Below are 20353 nucleotides of genomic sequence, written 5' to 3'. Positions count from 1 at the left end.
TGTCCTTGACCAGGATCTTGCCGGGACGGTTGCCGTCGAGCGGCAGGTGCACGACGAGGCCGTCGGTGGAGGGTAGCGACGACGCGGTACGGGCGCTTCCGCGCAGCCAGGCGTCGAACCCGGCGTCGTACCCAGTCGCAGCCGCGGTCATGGCCTGTTCGAGGGCCAAGCGTTCGGCGCGCAGGGCGTCGAGGCGAGCATCGGCCTCGGCCGACGGCAGGATGACCGTGGGACTGGCCATGCCCGAGTACGGCGCCTGTCCTGCCTCGTTGATGCTGTTGAAGAACGCGAACAGCTGGAAGTACTCGCGCTGCTGGATCGGGTCGTACTTGTGGTCGTGGCACCGCGCGCACTCGAGTGTCACCCCGAGGAACGCCCGCCCGAGCGTCCGCACCGGTCCGCGACGTACTCGACGCGGTACTCCTCCGGTACGATGCCGCCTTCCTGGCTCTGCATGTGATACCGGTTGAAGGCGGTCGCGAGCCGCTGCTCGCGCGTGGCGTTGGGCAGCAGGTCGCCCGCCAGCTGCCAGGTGATGAACTGATCCACCGGCATGTTGCGGTTGAACGCCGCGATCACCCAGTCGCGCCACGGCGAATTGTCGCGCGGCACGTCGTCCTGGTAGCCGTGCGTGTCCGCGAAGCGCGCGATGTCGAGCCAGTCGGCGGCCATCCGCTCACCGTAGGCCGGCGATGCCAGGAGGCGATCGACGACGCGTTCGTACGCATCCGGTGACGGGTCCCGAACGAAGGCGTCCGCTTCGTCCGGTTGTCGGCGGCAATCCCGTCAGCGCCAGCGACACGCGTCGGATCAGGACTTCCTTCGGCGCTTCCGGATGCGGCTCGAGGCCGTGCGCGCGGAGCCGCGCCCGCACGAAGCGGTCGATCGGAGCGCTCTGCGCCTCATGCACGGGCATCGGCGGGAGCTCTGGCATCCTCGGAGCGGTGAACGACCAGTGCGGCTTCCACTCCGCCCCCTGGTCGATCCATCGGACCAGGACGGCCTTCGCGTAATCGCTGAGCTCGAGATGCGAGTCCGGAAGCGGCATCAGTACCGCCGGGTCGTCGCTGAGGATGCGACGCACGAGCTCGCTGCTGCGCGGCCGGCCACGAACCACGGCCGTGGCGCCCGAGGCGAGGCGCTTGAACACCACGTCCTCGCGGTCCAGACGCAATTCGCTCTTCCGCGCGGCGCCATCCGGGCCGTGGCACTTGAAGCAGCGGTCCGAAAGGATCGGCCGCACGTGGAGCGCGAAGTCGACACGCTCGGGAAGGTTGTCGACCGTTGGCCCCGGTACGCCGCACCCGGCGCCGAACGCCGCCAGGAGCGCGAGAACTGGGCCCGCAAGCGGGGCCATCGGGCGAGCAGTCATGGCCAAAAGCCGATGTATCCGACGGGGTCACACGGCGCGGTGCTGTGCGCGCGCCCGCTCGGCAGCTCGTGCAAACGGGTAGTACACCACGACCGCGATCGCGAGGGACACGACACCCCATGCTGCCGCACGCCAGTCGCCACCGGTCACCAGGTAGTGCCCGATGATCGGCGGCGTCGTCCACGGGACGTTGATGAACGGGCGCTGGATGAGGCCCCACGACATGAGCAGGTAGCTGCCCGTCGTGAGGATCATCGCGTTCAGCACGTACGGCACCATGAACACCGGGTTGAGGACGATCGGCAGCCCGAAGAAGATCGGCTCGTTGATCTGGAACACCTGCGTCGGCAGCGAGACGCGCCCGACCTGCCGGAACGCGGCGTCCGGTGAGCGGACGAGAATCAGCGCGAGCGCGAGCGTCGCGCCGGTGCCGCCGACGTTCACGAACGTCGTGAAGAAGCCGTTGGCGGTGACGTAGGGAAGCGGCTGTCCGCCGGTCATCGCGGCGACGTTCTCGGCCAGGTACTGCAGGAAGATCGGCGCCACGATCGCGTCGAGCGCGTTGTCGCCATGGATGCCCACCGACCACAACAGGCTGACCAGGAATGCGTACACCAGGATCCCCGGCAGCGTGTTCAACGCGAACACCAGCGGGCGGAAGGCCGCCTGCACCACATGGTTGATGTCCACGCCGGCAACGAACCTGATCAGCCAGAACGTCACCACCAGGAACAGCAGTGGCACCAGTGAGAGGAACGACTGGTACACGACCGACGGCACGGTCTCGGGCATCGTGATGACGATGCCGCGGTCGGTGAACAGTTTCTGCACGCGGACGACGACGAGCGCGACGATGATCGCGGTGAAGAGTCCCTGCGATCCGAGGCCGGGCGTCCTGAACGTGAGATCGGCAGGCTCGACCTGGATCAGCAGGAACACGGCCAGGGCCATGGTCGCGCTCACCAGGGCCTCCTGCCTGAAGCGCGCGCCGAGGTCGTACGCGATCGCAAGGCACGCGACGAGCCCGAGGATGCCGAAGGTGGCCGTGACCGGTATCTGCAACAGCGGCAGCCACGGCGCGACCAGCGTCGTCCAGCCGGGCACGGGCAGGTAGGAAATGACGAGGAACAGGCCGCCGATGATCGTGAGCGGCACCACCGAGACCATGCCGGCCCGAATCGCCGACATGTAGGTGTTCTCGCTGAGCGCGGTGAGCGCCGGAACGACGTGACGGTTCAGCAGGGCCGTGAGTCGCGTCACGGCGTCAGCGCGCCTGGGCCTGGTGGCCGGCAAGCGCGTCGCGGCCAGCGTGCACCTTCTGGAACGCCGCGACGATGTCGTCCATGTCGTCGCGCGTGCCGAGCATCATCGACTGGTCGAGCCAGAGTCCCTGCTCGCGACAGATGCGCTGGCTGTTGGGACACGAGACGCGCGAGTAGTCCAGGCGATCGCGGACGTGCGCCAGGTACGGCCCGAAGGCCTTGTTCCTGAACAGGGGCTGATCGGGGAGCGGATAGCCATAGCCACCGGCGCAGGGAATGCCCTCGGCGTGCAAGGCGGCGAGCACGGCCTCGCGCGACGCGCCGAATGCGGCGGCATCGATGCGCAGCATGAACAGGTGCTGACTGTGGCGGGTGCACCACTCCGGTCGCGCCTGTGGGAACAGGCCCGGGATCGCTGCGAGCCGCACAGCGAGGTACACGCCGTTCTCGCCTCGCCTGGCCGTCTGGTCCTCCAGTCGATCGAGCTGGCTGTTGAGCAGCGCGCCCTGGAGTTCACTGAGGCGGTAATTGCCCGAGATGACGTGATGCTCGTACCAGATACCCCCCGGCACGCGCCCACAGTTGTGGATGGACCGGCATGCGGCCGCGAGTGCGTCGTCGCTGGTGACGATGATTCCGCCCTCGCCCGCCGTGAGGTTCTTGCTGGACTGGAAGGAGAACGAACCGCAAGCGCCGATGCTGCCGGCGGGCTGATCGCGCCAACTGGCGCCGTGCGCATGCGCGGCGTCTTCGAGCACGAAGAGTCCGTGCCGCTTGGCAATGGCGAGCAGCGCGTCCATGTCCGCGGGCTGCCCCGCGAAGTGCACCGGGATGATCGCCCGCGTGCGCGGCGTGATCGCCGCTTCGACCGCATGCGGATCCATGTTGAAGGTCGCCAGGTCGATGTCGACGAACACCGGCACGCAGTTGGCCTCGACGACCGCGGTGGCCGTAGAGAGGAACGTGTACGCGGGAACGATGACCTCGTCTTCGGCCTGCAGGCCCGCGGCCATCAACGCGATGCGCAGCGAGACCGTGCCGTTGACGACGGCGATGCCATGACGGCAGCCGTGCATCGCCGCGAACCGCCGCTCGAACTCGGCGACCTGCTCGCCGGCCAGCCGGCCCCATTTGCCGCTGCGCAAGGCGCCGAGCACACGTGCCTCGTCGGCTTCGTCGAGGATCGGCCATGTCGGAAACGGACGAGTGCGAACTGGTGCGCCACCAAACAGTGCAAGGGTCGTAGTCATGCCTGATGCCTAATGCCTAATGCCTCATTAACGCCTGACGCCTGACGCCTAACGCTGACGCCTTACGGATTACGGCTTACGGCTTCATACGAACCTGGAACGAAGGCCGATGGCCGGGCTCGGAGAGCCGGCCCTGCCTCGGAGCGGGCACTGACCTCGTCGCCGGCACCATCTGGTTTGCGGCCCTGGCGCCCTGCGTTCGGCGTTCGACGTTCTGCGTTCGGCGTTCGGCGTTCGTCAAAGCCGTTTCCCCATGTAGATGCTGCCGTCCTCGGGCGAGCCGACGCGGGCGAGTTCGTGGAAGCCCAACCGCACGTAGAAGGCGTAGGCCCGCTCGTTGCGAGCCCACATGCCGAGGTGCACGCCCGGTGAACCATGGTGGCGGAGGCGATCCATGAGCCCCTCCATCATGCGCCTGCCGTGGCCATGCCCCTGGGCACGGGGCAGCAGGTCGATGTGCAGGTGCGACGGGTACTGATCGTAGGGCTCGGGGCAGAAGTAGTCCGGATGGTGGTACCAGCCGTATGCCTCCTGCACGCGGGTCCACGTCGACGGATCGCCCTGCGGATCCGGGTAGCGTGCGCAGAGGCCCGGCCGCCACTCGGCATCGTAGCGGGCGTAGAACGCGCGCGAGTCGAGCGCCGCCAGCGCGTAGCCGCAGACACCGCCGGCGTCCTCGAGCATCAGGCTCAACTCGGGGGCAAAGGCCAGATACGGGCCGACGAAGAGCCGGCCGAGCGCATCGGGATCGTCTCGATAGACAGGCTCGCCATCGCCACCGGCATCACCAGTCTTGAGGCAGACGTGATACGCGGCAGCCTCGTCGCTCGCGCGTGCAGGCCGGATGATCGCGTTGCCACTCATGCGGGATCACCAGTGGGCGTGAACATGCCGTCGGCGTGTGGCGTGAGCAGGCGTTGGAGCCGCGCGACGGTGCCGCCACGGAACGTACATGGCAGGTGGAAGTCCGATCGGAAGGAGACGTTGCCGTCCGCAGTCGCGAGACGGGCCTGTGCGCCGCGGACGAGGAGGTCGATTTCTTCCCGCAGATCCCAGACGCGGCGGCTCAACGCGTGAAACAGCGGGCGGTGACGCAGCGTGGCCAGGCGCCCGCAGAGATCGCGAAGTCGAGTGCCCTGCTCGATGAACCTGGTCGCGTGCACGCGCCACTCCGGAGATCGATCGGCGAGGGCACGATGCGCGCTCGACAGGAACGCCTCGGCTTCGGGCCCTTCGTGATACGGCAGGTAGTAGCAGTCGGCCAGGAGGACGAGGTCGTCAAACGGCAGGCCGCCGCTCATCGTCTCGAAGGACGGCAGCCACTCGCTCAGCGCCGCCAGGTATACGTCGCGTTCCTGCCACGCGCCGTGTGCCTGCAGGTACATCGCCAGCGTGCGGAGGGCCATGAAGTTCAGCGGGAACTCCGTGTTGGGATTGGTGAGGATCCCGCGCACCTCCTCGCGCAGCTCGAGCCGCCGGCCCGCGTATGGCCCGAGATGGATCCGCCGGCCGTCGTAGTCGTTGGCGTGGAGGTTATCCCACAGGATCGGCTTGCGCCGCAGCTGCGCAGCGACCTCACGCACGTGTGCCACGGAGATCTCGCCAGACACGATTTCCGGGCCGGTCCAGAAGACGTCGATCGAGGTGTCGAGTGACGCGCCGAGCGCATCGAGATACCCGAGGCCGCCATGCCCGGCGGCGACCATCCGGCCGCAGTACGGGGTCGGACAGAAGGCCGCGGCGAGATCGCCCCGCTGCGCTCGCGCCCACTGCACGACATCGTTGGCGACGTCGGCCTGTGCGGCCGCAAGACTGCCCCACCGGTCCAGATCGGTCACGTCGAGACGGTCCGGGATGTCGTCGAAGAGCAGCGCCAGGCCGTCGCAACCGATCGCGATCACCTGCGCGCAGCGATCGCGCAGGTGGCCGCGATCCGTATCGCTGCCGTACTGGATATCCAGTCCGGGCCCGATGCCATACATGAAGCGGATGCCGCGTGCATGGCATGCCTCGACGAGCGCCGCCATGGCGGCGCCGTCCGTCTCGCCATAAGTCTCGCGCCACACGGCTCGGTGGTGCAGGTCGTCCTTCGGGCAGTACAGATAGGTGTCGAGTCCCCAGGCCGCCATCTGCGCAAATAGCGCGGCACGTTCGGCCTGGCTCCACGGCGGGCCGTAGAAGCCCTCGATCACCCCGGACAGAAGCATCGTCGGCACAGCATAGCGTGCAGCGAGGCGGCCGACCGTCGCGGGCCCCCTGCGTCGTCGGCGAGGCCCGCACGGCGCCGCGATTCGTCACCAGTTGTTCCCATCAAGCATTGATGGGACTTGACCGGACCGGCAGACGATGCCTAGACTCCATCAACGACTGATGGGAGCTACTGTCGGGGCGATTCAGTGCGCCCTGCGACTACCTGACCCACGTCCCCGGACACCATGAACGCACTCCTGTCGCGGATCCGTCACCTGCTGCATCGCAGTCGGCTCGATGCTGACCTTCGGGAGGAGATCGAGACGCACCGCACCTTGCGGCAGGAGGCCCTCGAGCGCGACGGCATCCCGTCCCACACCGCGCACGACATGAGCCGCCGCGCGCTCGGAAACGTCTCGCTCGCAATCGAGGAGGCTCGCGATGTGTGGGTGGTCCGCGTCTGGGAGGCCTTGCGACAGGACGTGCACACCGCGGTGCGCGGCCTCCGGAGAAGTCCGGGATTCGCGGCGGTCGCCATCGGTACGCTGGCGCTCGGCATCGGCGCCAACACGGCCCTGTTCTCGATCTTCAGCAGCCTGCTGCTCCGGCCCCTGCCGGTGCGCGCGCCAGAGCAGCTGGTGCTCCTGGCCGACGGCTCGTGGACCTTCCCGATCTGGGAAGAGATCCGCCGCCTCGATGGCGACCTTGCGGATGGCGCCATCGCGTGGTCGAACGAGAGCTTCGACACGTCCGAGCGAGGCGAAACGGCTCCCCTCGACGGCGCGTACGTCAACGGACGTTACTTCGACGTCCTCGGCGTGAGCCCGGTCAGGGGCCGCATGCTGGCAGCCGACGACGACACGGGGGCGGCCGCGGACGGCATGGTCGCGGTCATCAGCCACAGCCTCTGGGTGGATCGCTTCGGCGCCGGCGATGACGTGATCGGGCAGCGGCTCACGCTCGAGCGAGTGCCCTTCACCATCGTTGGCGTCATGCCGCCGGAGTTTGCCGGCACCGAGGTGGGTCGACGCATGGATGTCGCCGTTCCTTTTGCATCCGAGCCGACCATCACGCGCGGCGAGAGCTCGCTGCGCGCGCGGTCGGACTGGTGGGTCCAGATCATGCTGCGCCTCAAGCCCGGCCAGCACCTCAGCCAGGCCAACGCGGCTCTGCGCGCGGTGCAACCGCACATCCGGCAGGCGACGCTTCCCGAATGGCCCGAGGCGATGCTCGCGAAGTACCTGACCGAACCGTTCGAGCTCGTCTCGGCCGAGACCGGGCGATCGACGTTGCGGGACCGCTTCGCGACGCCATTGACCGCGATGCTCGTGGCGGTCTGCCTGGTGCTGCTCGTCGCCTGCGCGAACATCGCCGGCGTGCTGCTGGCACGCGCGGTATCGCGTCAGCGGGAACTGAGCGTGCGGCTGGCACTCGGCGCGTCGCGGTGGCGGGTGGCGCGCCTGCTGTTCACCGAAAGCGCCATCGTGGCGGCAGCCGGCGCCGCACTCGGGCTCGTGATCGCGCAGTGGGCCGGCGCCGTACTGGTCGCGCAACTCGCGACCTGGCGCGAGACCGTCGTGCTGCCCCTGACACTGGATTGGCGTGTCCTGCTATTTGCCGCAGGCGTGGCGTGCACGGCCGCGATCGTCGCCGGCAGCGCGCCAGTGCTGGGCGTGAAGAGCGTTGCGCCTTCGGCGGGCCTGCGTGCTGGCGGCAGAGGCGTCGCCGGCGATCGCAGATTCGCGATCCGTGGTGCGCTCGTTGTCACCCAGATCGCCCTCTCGCTGCTGCTCGTTGCCGCCGCGGGCCTGTTCCTCCGGACTTTCGCATCACTTCACCGCGTGCCGTTGGGCTTCGAGCCCGAATCGGTCCTGGTGGCGCAGCTGAACCTGCAGCGAAGCGAGGCACGAGCTGATGCGCGGGGCGCCCGCGTCGAGTATCTGTTGCAGGCGATTGCCGGCACGCCTGGTATCACCTCGATGGCGGCTTCCCTCAAGACGCCAATGGGCGGTAGCTCGTGGAACAATTGGGTCGGGTCCTCGCCCACACCTCCGGCCTCCCGCCGCCTGATGACGTGGCTCAATGCCACGACGCCTGGCTGGTTCGAAGCGATGGGAATCGAGCGCATCGCCGGGCGCGACTTCGACGCCGACGATCGCGCCGGCGCGCCGAAGGTCGCCATCGTCAACGAGTCGTTCGCCGAGCGTTTCCTGGGCGGTACGTCACCGATCGGGCAGGTCATGCGGCTTGGCAGTCGCGACGGCGGCACCCCCTACGAAGTCGTTGGGCTGGTGCGCGACACGCTCTATCAGTCTCCGCGCGAGGGCCGTGTGCCCACTGCCTACCTGTCCATCGCGCAGCAGCCACAGATCACGGCGACGATCGGGCTGACGCTTCGCACGTCGCCGGCCCAACGAGGTGCCGTCCAGCGAGCCGTCGCCGAACGGCTGGCGCAGGCCGACCCCCTGGTCGCTGTGACCTTCAGGGCCTTCGACCAACTGCAGGCCGCGACGATTGCCCAGGAGCGACTCGTCGCGTTGTTGTCGGGATTCTTCGGTGCGCTTGCCCTGCTGCTGGCCGCGATTGGCGTGTACGGCATCGTCAGCCATGCCGTGCGCGCTCGTCAGTCCGAGATTGGCGTGCGCGTGGCACTCGGCGCCGGCCCCGGGCGGATCGTCGGCCTGATCCTTCGCTCCGTGATGGTATTGGTCGCCGTCGGCGTCGCGGTCGGCCTCGCTGGTGCGTTATGGGCATCGCGCTTCGTCGCGACGATGCTGTTCCAGTTGCAGCCGCACGACGCGGCAACCTTCATCGGCTCGGCGGCCACACTGACAGCAGTCGCCTTGATCGCGGCGTGGATCCCGGCCTGGCGGGCGGCCCGGGTGGCGCCGGCCAGCGTCCTGCGCGACAGCTGACGCCAGCGTTGCCACGTCCGCGTGGCAGAATCTCGCGCATGCAACCGACGCGATCGTGCCCCGCGTCGCGTCCCGCGACGCGTGAGGTGACCTGTGATTGATCGACGAACATTTCTCGCCGCCATGGCAGCGGCGCCCGTCCTCTCCGCGCTGCGGCCTCGACCCGCCGCTGCCGCGCTGCCCAAGGCGAAGGTCACCCGCGTGCGGATCTACCATCCGCCCAATCTCAACCCGTTGTTCAACCAGAGCAACATGGTGGTGACCGTCGAGACCGACATCGGCATCACCGGCATCGGCGAGGGCGGCGCGAAGGACACCCTCGAGCAGGTGGCGGGCACGCTCATCGGCAAGAACCCGTTCCACATCGAGCGGATCTGGCAGGAAGCCTACATCGCCTGGTTCTACCCGCCGGGTCGCGAGAAGACGCACGCCCTCGGCGCACTGGATCTCGCGTTGTGGGACATCAAGGGCAAGGCACTCGGCCTGCCCGTGCACGAGCTGCTCGGCGGCGCCACGCGTGACTACTGTGAGTGCTACGCCACCGGCGGCGCACGTCCTGCCGGCGTTCCGGACACGGCAACACTCAGCCTGAAGGAGCGCGCGAAAGCGACCATGGAGGCCGGGTACCGGGCGTTCCGCATGGGCGCCGGCGACGTGCCGATCGACGCCGTGTTCGACACCCGCTCGGTGGTGCGCCGCATCGAGCAGGACTGTCGCGACGTCCGGGAGGCCGTTGGGCCCGACGGCAACTGGTGCATCGACCTGCACCAGCGGTTCGACTTCAACGACGCGGTGCGCGTGTGCAAGGTGATGGAGCCCTTCGATCCGTTCTTCGTCGAGGATCCGGTCCGGGACGAGCACGCACTGATGGACATCCCGAAGCTGCGCCAGATGACCGACGTGCCGCTGACCCACGGCGAGGAATGGGGCCTGCGCTGGGACTTCAACCGCCTCGTCGAGGCACACGACGTCGACTTCATCCGCGCGACGTTGCCAAACGTCGGCGGCGTCACCGAGATGATGAAGATCGCGGCCATCTGCGAGACCCACGCCGTCGGCATCGTGCCGCATTTCACTGGCCCGATCGCGACCGCCGCGCTCGTCAACTGCCTGTCGACGTTCTCCGGCCCCGTGCTGTTCGAATACAACTACGGCGGACAGCCGATCGAGCACCTGCCCGAGTGCCTGGACTTCAAGAATGGCAAGGCCTATGCGAACGACCGCCCGGGTCTTGGCGTGACCGCCGACATGTCGCGGCTCACCCAGATCGGCGAGGTGACCCAGCCGGGCCGCCGCAACGTGTTCCGGCGGCCGGATGGATCGCTGACGCACTGGTGAACGGCCGCGGCCAGCGCAGTCGGTGCAGCTGCCGACCTTGGTCGGCAGGCAGGTGCGTCAGCGTGGGGCGACCCGTCAGCGTCGAGCAAGCTCGACGCCTACATCATCCGTGTGGATGTCCGCGTCGAAGGTGATGTGGCGCCGACCCTGGTCAGCGTCGAACGTGCGATCGCCGGGCGAAACAGGTAGGGCCGGACCTCCGAGCCCGGCCATGCTCGATGCCTGCATCATCAGTCGCGCGCCGCCACGCGAACCGGTTCGGTCGACGCCTCCGAGCGGCGCCGGGGCGTGGTGCCAGGGACGAGCATCGGCACCCGGCGCCGGTAACGCTCGTACGTGGCCGCGTGCTCGGCGACGAGGTCCCGCTCCTCCAGTTGAATGGCCACCACGATGTAACCCGTCGTCACCACGGCAAACACCAGGTGCGCGGCCGTCATCGTCGGCGTCATCCAGAAGCCGACGATGAACCCGAAATACAGCGGGTGTCGGATCACGCGATACGGGCCGGGCACCGTGAACGTGACCTTCGTGTACGGCCGTCCGAGCAGGTACAGCCACACCTGGCGCAGGCCGAACAGATCGAAGTGGTTGATCAGCCACGTCACCGCGAGGACCAGGCCCCAGCCAAAGGCGAACGCCGTCCACAAGGCGAGCCGAGCCACCGGATCCTCTATCGACCACACGACGCCACCGAGCGGACGCCATTGCCAGAAGACCAGGATGAGCGCGAGGCTCGCGCAGAGCACGTAGGTGGAGCGCTCGATCACGTCCGGCAGGTACCGCGTCAGCCACGCCTTGAACCACCGCCGCGCCATCACGCTGTGCTGGATGGCGAACACGCTCAAGAGCGCGACGTCGATCGCGAGCGATACGGCAAACGCGCCGGTCGCCGGCCCGTCGAGCCGCGTCGGCACCACGAACCCGCCGACAAACGCCATCGCATAGAGAAACGTGCCGAGAAACACCAGGTAAGACACCAGCCCATAGACGAAGAATGAAAGCCGCTTGACCATCGTGACCCTCCCGTCTGAAAGATCGCGATCCGCGGCCTGAACCTGACACCCGGGCGTTGAGCCTGGCGGCGGGCCGGCGTTCGGCCCTGGGCCATCGGCCTTCGGCCTTCGCCTTTTGACTTTCCCCTTCAGCGTTAGGCGTTAAGCGTTCGGCGTTAGTAGGCGTTCGGCGTTCGTCTGGCTCTTCCTCCCCCTGTCGCCTTCTCCATCTCCTTCGCGATCTCCATGGTGCGGGCCGGTGGTCGGTGCCGCTTACATCATCCACGGTCGTGCGCCGGCGATCCCATCTTCGAGCGCGACGCCGCCGTAGGCCGTGCCGGAGCGTCGCTCAGGCACAGGAGGCAGTCGTCATGTCATTCACTCATCAATCGATCGCTCTGAAGGTGGCGCTGGCCGGGATCCTGCTGTGCTCGAGCCCTGCCGCCCGCGTCGGTCTTGCGCAAACCGGGCACGCCCATGGTGATGACCAGCGCGTATCCGGTGCCCTGCTCGACACCGTCCGCGAGTCCACGGCGCGGTTCAAGGATGTCGCGGTTGCCGAGAGCGAGGGCTACTCGCTGCTGTTCGGCTGCGTGACTGGCGACGAAGCCGGCGCAATGGGCCTGCACTACGTCAACCTCGGGCTCGTCGGTGATGGGGAGCTCGATCCGACCCGTCCGGAGATCGTCATCTACGAGCCGAAGGGCAACGGCCGCGTGAGCCTGATCGGCGCCGACTACCTGGTGTTCGCGCAGGACTGGCACGCGAAGCACGCGGAGACGCCGCAGATCATGGGGCAGCTCATGCACCTGTTCCCGTCGCCGAACCGGTTCGGCCTGCCGGCCTTCTACACGCTGCACGTCTGGGCGTGGAAGGAGAACCCCGCCGGTACCTACGTCAACTGGCACCGCAACGTGTCCTGCGACAGCCATTCACCGGCGCAATGACGCTGCGGGCCGGTGCGCGGGTCGGCGTCGCCCCTGCCGTTCGGGGCCACACACGGTCGCCACCGGCCACCATCCAGGACGAGGGAGCACGCCATGACTGCCACACACGTTTCTCGTGCCGGAGGCTTGCAACGCGGCCTCACGCGCCTGCTGTTCGCCTCGGCGGCGGGGCTTGCCGCGGCCATCGGTCTCACGTCACACACGCTCGCCGACAGCACGCCGATCGTCGAGCAGACGTTCGACAACGGCGACGGCGCACATCGCACCGTGAGTGCCGCCGGCGCCATCGACCGTGACAATCCCTTCTTCGAAGACCTGGGGACCAACGGCCGGCGGTGCGTGACGTGTCACCAGTCCGCGGAGGGTTGGACGATCACGCCGGGCGGTGTGCAGGCTCGCTTCGACGCCACCAGCGGCCTCGATCCGATCTTCCGCACGGTCGATGGATCGAACTGCGCGGCAGAGGAGACCTCCACGATCGAGCAGCGTCGCGTGGCGTACAGCCAGCTGCTCGAGAAGGGCGTGATCCGCATCGATCTCGACGTGCCGGCGCAGGCCGAGTTCCTGATCGAGTCGGTCGACGATCCGCACGACTGTGGCGCACCGCTGACCGGCGCATCGATGTTCCGCCGGCCGCTGCCGACATCCAACCTCGGATTCCTCAGCACGGTGATGTGGGACGGGCGCCACACCATCGCCGGGCACGCCATCCGGGACGGTCTGCTCGCGCAGGCGAGCGAAGCGACGGTGCGCCATGCAGAGGGCGTGCCCCCGTCACCCTCACAGGTACGCGCCATCGTCGATTTCGAACTCGGACTGTTCACCGCGCAACTGCGCGACAAACAGGCCGGACCACTTGGCGAGCGGAATGCCCGCGGTGGACCAAGGCCGCTCAGCCATGAGCCCTTCTGCGTCGGCATCAACGACCCGCTCGGCATGCTGCCGGCGATGCCAGACGCCTGCGGCGTCGTGACGGGATTCGACCCGAAGGTCTTCACGCTGTTCAGTGGATGGAGCGAGGCGCCGTCACCCGAACGGCAGGCGATCGCGCGAGGCGAGGCGATCTTCAACACGCGTCAGTTCGCGATCACCAACGTGCCCGGACTGAACGGCAAGGCGAGCGATCCGTTACAGGCACCACTGACCGCCGGCACGTGCACCGTGTGCCACGACACGCCCAACGCCGGGAACCACTCCGTCTCCATGCCGCTCGACATCGGCATCACGGCCGCGTCCAGGCGCGCACCCGACGTGCCGCTGTACACACTGCGACACCTGCAGACGGGTGAGACCGTGCAGACGACCGACCCGGGGCGCGCGATGGTGACCGGCCGCTGGGACGACATCAGCAAGTTCAAGGGCCCGATCCTGCGGGCGCTGGCATCCAGGGCGCCCTACTTCCACGATGGCTCGGCATCGAGCCTCGAGGACGTGATCGCGTTCTACGACACCCGCTTCTTGATTGGCTTCACCGCAAGCGAGAAGGCCGACCTGCTGGCGTTCCTGCGCGCACTGTGACGACCACTCCCTGAGCCCGGGCTCCTGCGAGCCTGGGCTCTTGTGTTCCTGTGCTCCTGTGTTCCTGTGCTCCTGCAGATCAGCGCTGGATGCGGGCCGACCCGCCCTTCGCGAATGCCTTGACGTCGTCCACGGTCGCCATCGTCGTGTCGCCGGGGAACGTGGTGATCAGCGCCCCGTGCGCCCAGCCCAGGCGCACGCTCTGCTCTGGCGAGGCGCCCGTGAGCAGACCGTAGAGCATTCCGGAGGCGAAGCCGTCGCCACCGCCGACGCGATCGAGCACGTCGAGTTGGATCGTCGGAGCGACGACCTGCTCGCCCTCGAACCACGCCACTGCTGACCACGTGTGGCGGTTGGTCGAGTGCACCTCGCGGAGTGTCGTCGCGACGACCTTGACGTTCGGGTACTGCTCGACGACGCGGCCGATCGTGTCGAAGAAGGCTGCCGTGTCGAGCGCGGCGCCCTTGCCGGCCTCGGGCCCTGCGACGCCGAGGGCCTTCTGAAGGTCCTCCTCGTTGCCGACCAGCACGTCCACGTTCTCGACGATCCGCTTGAAGATCGACTGCGCCTTGTCCAGCGCGCCCTGCGCCTTCCAGAGCTTCTCGCGGTAGTTGAGATCGAAGGACGTGACGACTCCGGCCTTCCGGGCCGCCTGCATGGCCTCGATGATGACTTCGGCAGTCGTGGCAGACAGCGACGCGAACAACCCGCCGCTGTGGAACCAGCGCACGCCCTTGCCGAAGATCGCGTTCCAGTCGAAGTCACCCGGCTTGAGCAGCGCCGCGGCCTCGTTGGCGCGGTTGTAGAAGACCACCGGCGGACGGATGCCCATGCCCTGGTCGCTGTACACCGTCGCCATGTTCGGCCCGCGGGCGCCGTCGTGCTCGAAGTACTTGTAGAAGGGCGTCACGCCCATCGCCCGCACGCGCTCGGCGATGAGATCGCCGACCGGGTACTTCACCATCGCGGTCGCGATGCCGGTGCGCAGCCCGAAACAGTCGGCCAGGTTAGCGGCGACATTGAACTCGCCGCCGCTGACATGGATGTCCAGGGTGTGCGCCTTCCGGAACGGGAGGCGGCCCGGATCCAGGCGATGAATGATGGCACCGAGGGACAGGAGATCGAGCTCGCCTTGCGCGGGAATGGTCAGGTTGGTCATGGGCGGGTACAACGGAGACGGGAGACGGGAATCGGGAAACGGGAAACGGGAGTCGACGTCAGCGTTCGGCGTCAAGCGTCAAGCGTCAGGCGTCAGGCGTTAGGCGTTAAGCGCTGGCCCCACTGTGTATGGAAACTTCCCTCACGGTCGGTCCGTCGGTATGTGTGCGCGCCGAAATAATCGCGCTGTCCCTGCGTGAGGTTGGCTGGGAGCCTGGCGCTGCGGTAGGCATCGTAGTAGGCAAGCGACGCCGCCGTGGCCGGGACGGGGATGCCAAGGCCTACCGCCACCTGCACCATCTCGCGCCATGCCTGCTGACGCGCGCCGACGGCGTCGCTGAACGCGCGATCGAGCAGCAGGTTCACCAGTTGCGGATCGCGTCCGAACGCGGCCCGGATGTCGTTGAGGAGGGTCGCGCGGATGATGCAGCCGGCGCGCCAGATCCGGGCCACCTCGCCGGGATCGATGTCGTAGCCGTACTCGGCCGACGCCATCCGCAGCAGCGCCATGCCCTGCGCGTACGACGTCACCTTGCTTGCGTACAGCGCATGCTTGGCGGCTTCGATCAGGCGGGTGCGACCACCCGAGAACGTTGACGAGGGCCCCGTCAGCAGGCGACTGGCGGCGACGCGCTCGGACTTCTGGGCCGAGATCAGGCGCGACTCGACGGCGGAGTTGACCGTCGGGATCGGCGCGCCGACGTCGAAGGCGTTCTGGCTCATCCACTTGCCGGTGCCCTTCTGCTGGGCCTCGTCGAGGATGACGTCCACCAGGGGTGCACCAGTGTCGGGGTCGCCTTGTGCCAGGACGTCGGCGGTGATCTCGACGAGGTACGACTTCAACTCGCCGCGATTCCACTCGGCGAAGATGTCGGAGATCTCGCTCGCACTCATGCCGAGGCCGCGGCTGAACAGGTCGTACGTCTCGGCGATGAGCTGCATGTCGCCGTACTCGATGCCGTTGTGCACCATCTTCACGTAGTGCCCGGCACCGCGCGCGCCCACGTACCCGACGCACGGCTCGCCATCGTCGGCCTTCGCGGAGATGGCCTGGAAGATCGCCGCCACCGCATCCCACGCGGCACGTGAGCCGCCAGGCATGATCGCCGGGCCACGCAGCGCACCCTCCTCGCCACCCGACACGCCGGTGCCCAGGTACTGTAGCCCGCGGGTGGCCAGCTCGGCTTCGCGGCGATCGGTGTCCTTGAAGTACGAGTTGCCTGCGTCGATCAGGATGTCGCCCGCACCGAGGTGAGGCGCGACGTGGGCGATGACGTCGTCCACCGGCTTGCCGGCCGGGACCATCAGCAGGACCTTGCGGGGACGCGCGAGCACCTCGGCCAGCGCCTCGGCGGATACGGCGCCCACCACGCGGCGACCTTCGCCGGCGGCGAAGGCCTCGGTCTTGGCCGCGCTGAGGTCGTAACCGGCCACGGTAAATCCGCGGCTCTCGATGTTGCGGGCGAGATTGCCGCCCATCACGCCAAGTCCCACCACCCCGATATCGCACGTCATCGCATTCCTCGTTCGGGACACACCGGTCCAGCGGCACGCTTCCGGAGCCCTGCCCGCGACAGGGCCGTATTGTGTCCCGACGTCGCCGAGAATGCGAGGTGACCGACCGTGCTCAGTAAATCTCGGCGCGCAGCGTGATCGTGCTGCCGGCCTGTATGACCACGTCGAAGGAGATCGGCGTGAGCCCGGGGGCGTGGATCTCGATGTGGTGTTGCCCCGGCTCGAGATTCAGGTGCTGGGACGCGCCGTCGAAGTCGTCGACGATGCCGACGTAGTTCCCGTCGGCAAAGACCTGGGCATCACGCGGAGCCTCGATGATCCGCAATCCGCCATACACGGCCCCCGGAGCAGGGTCGTAGTACGTCGGAGCAACGGCGCCGAACGGATAGAGACCGGACGCGCCGTAGTAGATCCCGATGCCGATGCTGGGACGGTAGTAGTAGGGGTACCACGGGCTGTAGCCAATCACGTACGGCGACACGTAGCGCGGCGCGACGACGACATAGCCGTGGCCCCACCCGTGCCCCGGCGCGATGTACCGTGGCGGACCGTAGTAGCCATGACCGGCGTACGCACGAGGGGCAGCATACCCATACGGCTTGACGTAGCCGCGTGGGACGGCATACCCGTGAGGCGCGACGTAACCGGGACGCGCGTAACCGGGGCGCGCGTATGCGGGCGGTGCGTAGCCGGGGCGTGAATAGCGAGGGTCCACATCTCGGCCGGTGTAGCCCCGGTTGACGTAGCCTCCGTTACCAGTCGTCGCGGCGCCCGGATTGCGCGGGGCCGCGTAGCGTCCCATGGAACCGGCGGGCGTTGCCGGCTGCCGCGTGGCGTACTGCGGCCGCGCGGCATACTGCTGCGGTGCGGCGTATTGCCTCGGTTGCTGGTAACGACCACTGGCTTGTGGCCGGCCGCCACGGTCCTGCGCGACGGCCCGTCCGCCGCCGCGATACGGAGTTGCGCCGGATGGGCGACCGCCCTGGCCCTGGCTGCCGCGGTTGACGGCGCCGCCGCCACCGCCGGGATTGCGCTGGCGCTGGGCCGCGACCGGTGAGGCGATCGCGAGGATTGCGGAGAGCAGTGCGGCGGTGACCACTTGTCTGGACATGATCTGAGGGCTCCCGCTCACGCCATCAATTGCTGGGCCGGATGGCGAAGTCGCGCTACCCGAAGCATACTCCTCAGGCGGCAACCTTGTGTTGTCCGGCGAGTCCAGCGGCCGGGGAACACCGCGTCCTTCGCTGGCGTCACTGCTAGAGCATGCCTAGCCGCCGTACCTTCCTTGCCACCGGTCTCGCGGCCACCGCCGGAGCCGGCACGTGGACTGGCCTGTCATCGTCGTGGGGGGCGCGGTTCATCCGCGAACGCATCGGAGAGATCGGCAAGCCCATGCCCGCAGCGCCGTTCACGCCGACACCGGAGCGTTGGGCGGACAACGCCCTGACGCTGGCCTGGCTGGGACATGCCACGGTCCTGATCAACTTCTACGGGCTGCGGATCCTGACCGACCCGACCTTCTTCCCCCGCATCGGCGTGAGCCTGGGGCTGGGGACGCTCGGCCCGCAGCGCCTGGTGGGATGTGCCCTCACCCCAGAGGCGGTGCCCGACATCGATCTGCTGCTCGTGACGCACGCGCACTTCGATCACCTGGACACGCCGTCGTTGGCCGCGGTGCCGGGCACTCCAGCGGTGGTGATGGCCCAGGGCACGTCGGACCTGCTGCCGCGGCGCCGAACCGCCGCGATTCACGAACTGCGCTGGAACGAGTCGGCCCGCGTTCGAACGCCGCGCGGCGAAGTGCAGGTCCACGCCATCGAGGTGCGCCACTGGGGGGCGCGGGTGCAGCGCGATACGTGGCGCGGTTACGCGGGTTTCGTCGTCGAACGTGAGGGCCGGCGCCTGCTGATCGGCGGCGACACGGCCGACACGCCGGTGTTCCGGGACCATCGCCGCCTCGGTCCATTCGATGCGGCGTTGATGCCAATTGGCGCGTACGACCCATGGATTCGTCATCACTGCACGCCCGAGCAGGCCATTCATATGGCCGACGCCGCCGGCGCGCGATTGTTCGTCCCGATCCATCACCAGGCCTTCAGGCTCAGTCGGGAACCGGTTCGCGAACCGATTGAACGTGCCGAGGCGATGTTGGCCAGGGAGTCTGGCCGACTCGCGTGGCGCGAGATCGGCCAGACCGTCGTCGTGGCCTAGGTGCTCAAGGGAAAACGGAAGAGGGAGAAGGGAAAGGGAATACCAAAGTTGCGAGACAGAGGGGAAAGGGAACAGGCGCACCCGGGCGTCGTTTTCCCTACTCCCTTTTGCCTTGCTCCTTTTGATTTCCTTGTCCCTTCTCCCTTCTCCCTCTTCGCTTTTTTCAGCGGCCCCGATCGTCGTCAGTCGGGGCAAAGTAGTTCCGTGTCACGTACGCGGAGACCCGGCGTCCGACCTGCGCGCCGTGCCGCATGGAATGACGCCAGTGCAGGCCGCCAAACACTCGCGCGTCATCCACGTCGCGCATCAGGGCATTGAGCTGGTCGTAGGTGTATTCGGTCTGGTTCAGGGCCGGCACGGCGGTCTTCGGGACCGACAGCGTCCACGTGACCTTGTTCGTCCCGAAGTACGCGGCCACGCTATCGGTCAGCGCCGTGGACCAGAAGCCGTGACCGGACGGGTACTCGGGATGGTTTACCATCAGGAGGGGTCGCCACGTCGGGTCCGCCTCGGTGTCGGGATTGCCATCGGTGTCGGCCCGCGGGATGGCCGTTCGCGGCCGCCAGGCGGCGTAGGCGTACTTGGCGTCGAAGCCGACGATGACCGCGTCGGCGGCGGCCGTATGCGCCATCGCGAAGAGCCGCGCCGTCTCGAGCAGGCGCAGCCCCTGGCTGTTCGCCAGGGCGATCAGGTTGCGGTTCCAGAACACGTAAGGATTCTCGGACCAGAAGTACGCCAGGTCGGTCTGCGCCGGCGAGCGGAACACGCTGTCCACACGGCCGTAGTCACGCGTCTCCTGGAAGTCCTCCGCAAACGCACTCGAGCTCAGGGGATCCGGTCCGTCGGGGCGATAGCGCGCGGTGCTGTCGATGGCGAACGGGCGGATCCGGCCGACCTTGACGTCGACCGGCTGCGGCGAGGTCGGACCGGCCGGGCAACCGGCGTCTGGCTCGAACTCCCCCGGCGCGACCTGCGGACCGCTGCACTCGTAGGGCAAGACCGCATCGAAGCCATCATTCGCCCGTAAGGTGAGGACGGCCTGCGCGGCTGCTTCGCCGACGCGGATGCCCTCGGCCTTGCCGAGGCTCTCGCCGATGCCCGCAAGGTACGTGGCGTATTGCTGGTCCAGGTAGGCGACCTGCGAGGACGCGACCCGGGCCCGGGCGGTGCGATATGCCGCGGTGGCGACTGCCGCACGCACGTCGGCGTACGGCAATCGACGGATCTCCGCCACGTAGGGCTGGAAGCCGCCCTCGACGGCGACGGCGGCGTCGTACACCGCCAGCATCACCATCGCATGCAGGATCTCCGACGTGCCGGCCGACCGGGGCGCGGCAGGCGGATTGTGGATGGCCTGCTGGACGATGGCGGCCCAGTCGGTCACGGCATTGGGCGTCACGGCCGCGATGGCCCGCACCGGCAACATGAGCAGGACGAATCCCACGAGGAATAGACGGGCGTTCATGATGGCTCCTTCGTCACGAGCGTGAACGCGCCGGTCGAGCAGGATGAGGTGGCGCGATCCGCGGATATATGGCTGAGCCCGCGACCGGACACCTCGTGGCGCCCACGCAATCAGCGGCTCGTCACAGCAAATCGAAATCGCCGACGGGAACCCGACGCGTTCGCTCGAGGTACGCGGGGACGTTGATTCCTAGGTCACGGGCCATCGGGTGAGGTCCGCG

Annotated in this window: 15 protein-coding genes and 1 pseudogene; 5 read left to right on the top strand and 11 right to left on the bottom strand. The window is 67.9% G+C overall.

Annotated elements, in window-relative coordinates; all coding sequences use genetic code 11:
* Positions 1-328: 328 nt before the first annotated feature.
* The 6 genes and pseudogenes from LuPra_RS33815 to LuPra_RS01170 all read right to left on the bottom strand — a co-directional run.
* Positions 329-708 (bottom strand): annotated as a pseudogene (locus LuPra_RS33815) (DUF1549 domain-containing protein); the annotation flags it as partial.
* Entirely contained in the window at positions 677-1357 is a 681-nt protein-coding gene (locus tag LuPra_RS01190) for a c-type cytochrome domain-containing protein (RefSeq protein ID WP_162271270.1), read from the bottom strand. The pseudogene LuPra_RS33815 and the gene LuPra_RS01190, both read right to left, overlap by 32 nt.
* Positions 1358-1399: 42 nt before the next feature.
* A complete protein-coding gene (locus LuPra_RS01185; RefSeq protein WP_110169070.1) occupies positions 1400-2632 on the bottom strand; it encodes a PTS sugar transporter subunit IIC in 1233 nt (410 codons plus the stop codon).
* A gap of 4 nt (positions 2633-2636) precedes the next feature.
* Entirely contained in the window at positions 2637-3884 is a 1248-nt protein-coding gene (locus LuPra_RS01180; RefSeq protein WP_110169069.1) for a DegT/DnrJ/EryC1/StrS family aminotransferase, read from the bottom strand.
* Between the two features lie 237 nt (positions 3885-4121).
* Positions 4122-4748 (bottom strand): GNAT family N-acetyltransferase, encoded by a 627-nt coding sequence (locus LuPra_RS01175; RefSeq protein ID WP_110169068.1) that lies wholly within the window; start codon positions 4746-4748, stop codon positions 4122-4124.
* Positions 4745-6091 (bottom strand): beta-N-acetylglucosaminidase domain-containing protein, encoded by a 1347-nt coding sequence (locus tag LuPra_RS01170; RefSeq protein WP_157898602.1) that lies wholly within the window; start codon positions 6089-6091, stop codon positions 4745-4747. Before LuPra_RS01170 ends, LuPra_RS01175 begins: the two co-directional genes overlap by 4 nt.
* A gap of 228 nt (positions 6092-6319) precedes the next feature.
* Here LuPra_RS01170 and LuPra_RS01165 point away from each other — a divergent pair, with 228 nt between their 5' ends.
* Both LuPra_RS01165 and LuPra_RS01160 read left to right on the top strand, forming a co-directional pair.
* Positions 6320-8989, top strand: coding sequence for an ADOP family duplicated permease (locus LuPra_RS01165; RefSeq protein ID WP_110169066.1), 2670 nt, complete (start codon positions 6320-6322; stop codon positions 8987-8989).
* A 93-nt stretch (positions 8990-9082) separates the two neighbouring features.
* The gene (locus LuPra_RS01160) at positions 9083-10327 is read left to right on the top strand and encodes a mandelate racemase/muconate lactonizing enzyme family protein (RefSeq protein WP_234800667.1); all 1245 of its coding nucleotides are present in this window, start codon (positions 9083-9085) and stop codon (positions 10325-10327) included.
* Positions 10328-10557: 230 nt separating this feature from the next.
* Here the strand turns inward: LuPra_RS01160 and mddA are convergent, their stop codons facing one another.
* Positions 10558-11340, bottom strand: a complete 783-nt coding sequence (gene mddA, locus LuPra_RS01155) for a methanethiol S-methyltransferase (RefSeq protein ID WP_110169064.1) — start codon at positions 11338-11340, stop codon at positions 10558-10560.
* Positions 11341-11690: 350 nt separating this feature from the next.
* On the opposite strand from mddA, the gene LuPra_RS01150 reads away from it, so the two are divergent.
* A complete protein-coding gene (locus LuPra_RS01150; RefSeq protein WP_110169063.1) occupies positions 11691-12266 on the top strand; it encodes a hypothetical protein in 576 nt (191 codons plus the stop codon).
* A 93-nt stretch (positions 12267-12359) separates the two neighbouring features.
* Positions 12360-13784 carry a hypothetical protein gene (locus LuPra_RS01145; protein ID WP_157898601.1) on the top strand — a complete coding sequence of 475 codons (1425 nt, stop codon included), beginning with the start codon at positions 12360-12362 and terminating at the stop codon, positions 13782-13784.
* A gap of 79 nt (positions 13785-13863) precedes the next feature.
* Here LuPra_RS01145 and LuPra_RS01140 read toward each other — a convergent pair whose 3' ends face one another.
* The 3 genes from LuPra_RS01140 to LuPra_RS01130 form a co-directional block, all read right to left on the bottom strand.
* Positions 13864-14943: a sugar kinase gene (locus tag LuPra_RS01140; RefSeq protein WP_201792172.1), complete on the bottom strand. Its 1080-nt coding sequence runs from the start codon at positions 14941-14943 to the stop codon at positions 13864-13866.
* Between the two features lie 92 nt (positions 14944-15035).
* Complete coding sequence (gndA, locus tag LuPra_RS01135; RefSeq protein ID WP_110169061.1) at positions 15036-16457, bottom strand: NADP-dependent phosphogluconate dehydrogenase; 1422 nt, start codon at positions 16455-16457, stop codon at positions 15036-15038.
* A gap of 112 nt (positions 16458-16569) precedes the next feature.
* Positions 16570-17568 carry a single stranded DNA-binding domain-containing protein gene (locus tag LuPra_RS01130; protein ID WP_157898600.1) on the bottom strand — a complete coding sequence of 333 codons (999 nt, stop codon included), beginning with the start codon at positions 17566-17568 and terminating at the stop codon, positions 16570-16572.
* Positions 17569-17720: 152 nt separating this feature from the next.
* Between LuPra_RS01130 and LuPra_RS01125 the strand changes: the two genes are divergently transcribed.
* Positions 17721-18668 (top strand): MBL fold metallo-hydrolase, encoded by a 948-nt coding sequence (locus tag LuPra_RS01125; protein ID WP_110169059.1) that lies wholly within the window; start codon positions 17721-17723, stop codon positions 18666-18668.
* Between the two features lie 163 nt (positions 18669-18831).
* Here the strand turns inward: LuPra_RS01125 and LuPra_RS01120 are convergent, their stop codons facing one another.
* Complete coding sequence (locus LuPra_RS01120; RefSeq protein WP_110169058.1) at positions 18832-20133, bottom strand: vanadium-dependent haloperoxidase; 1302 nt, start codon at positions 20131-20133, stop codon at positions 18832-18834.
* Between the last annotated feature and the right edge of the window lie 220 nt (positions 20134-20353).

It is taken from the genome of Luteitalea pratensis (assembly GCF_001618865.1).
GTDB lineage: Bacteria > Acidobacteriota > Vicinamibacteria > Vicinamibacterales > Vicinamibacteraceae > Luteitalea > Luteitalea pratensis.
This window is presented reverse-complemented; position numbering and strand designations above follow the sequence as displayed.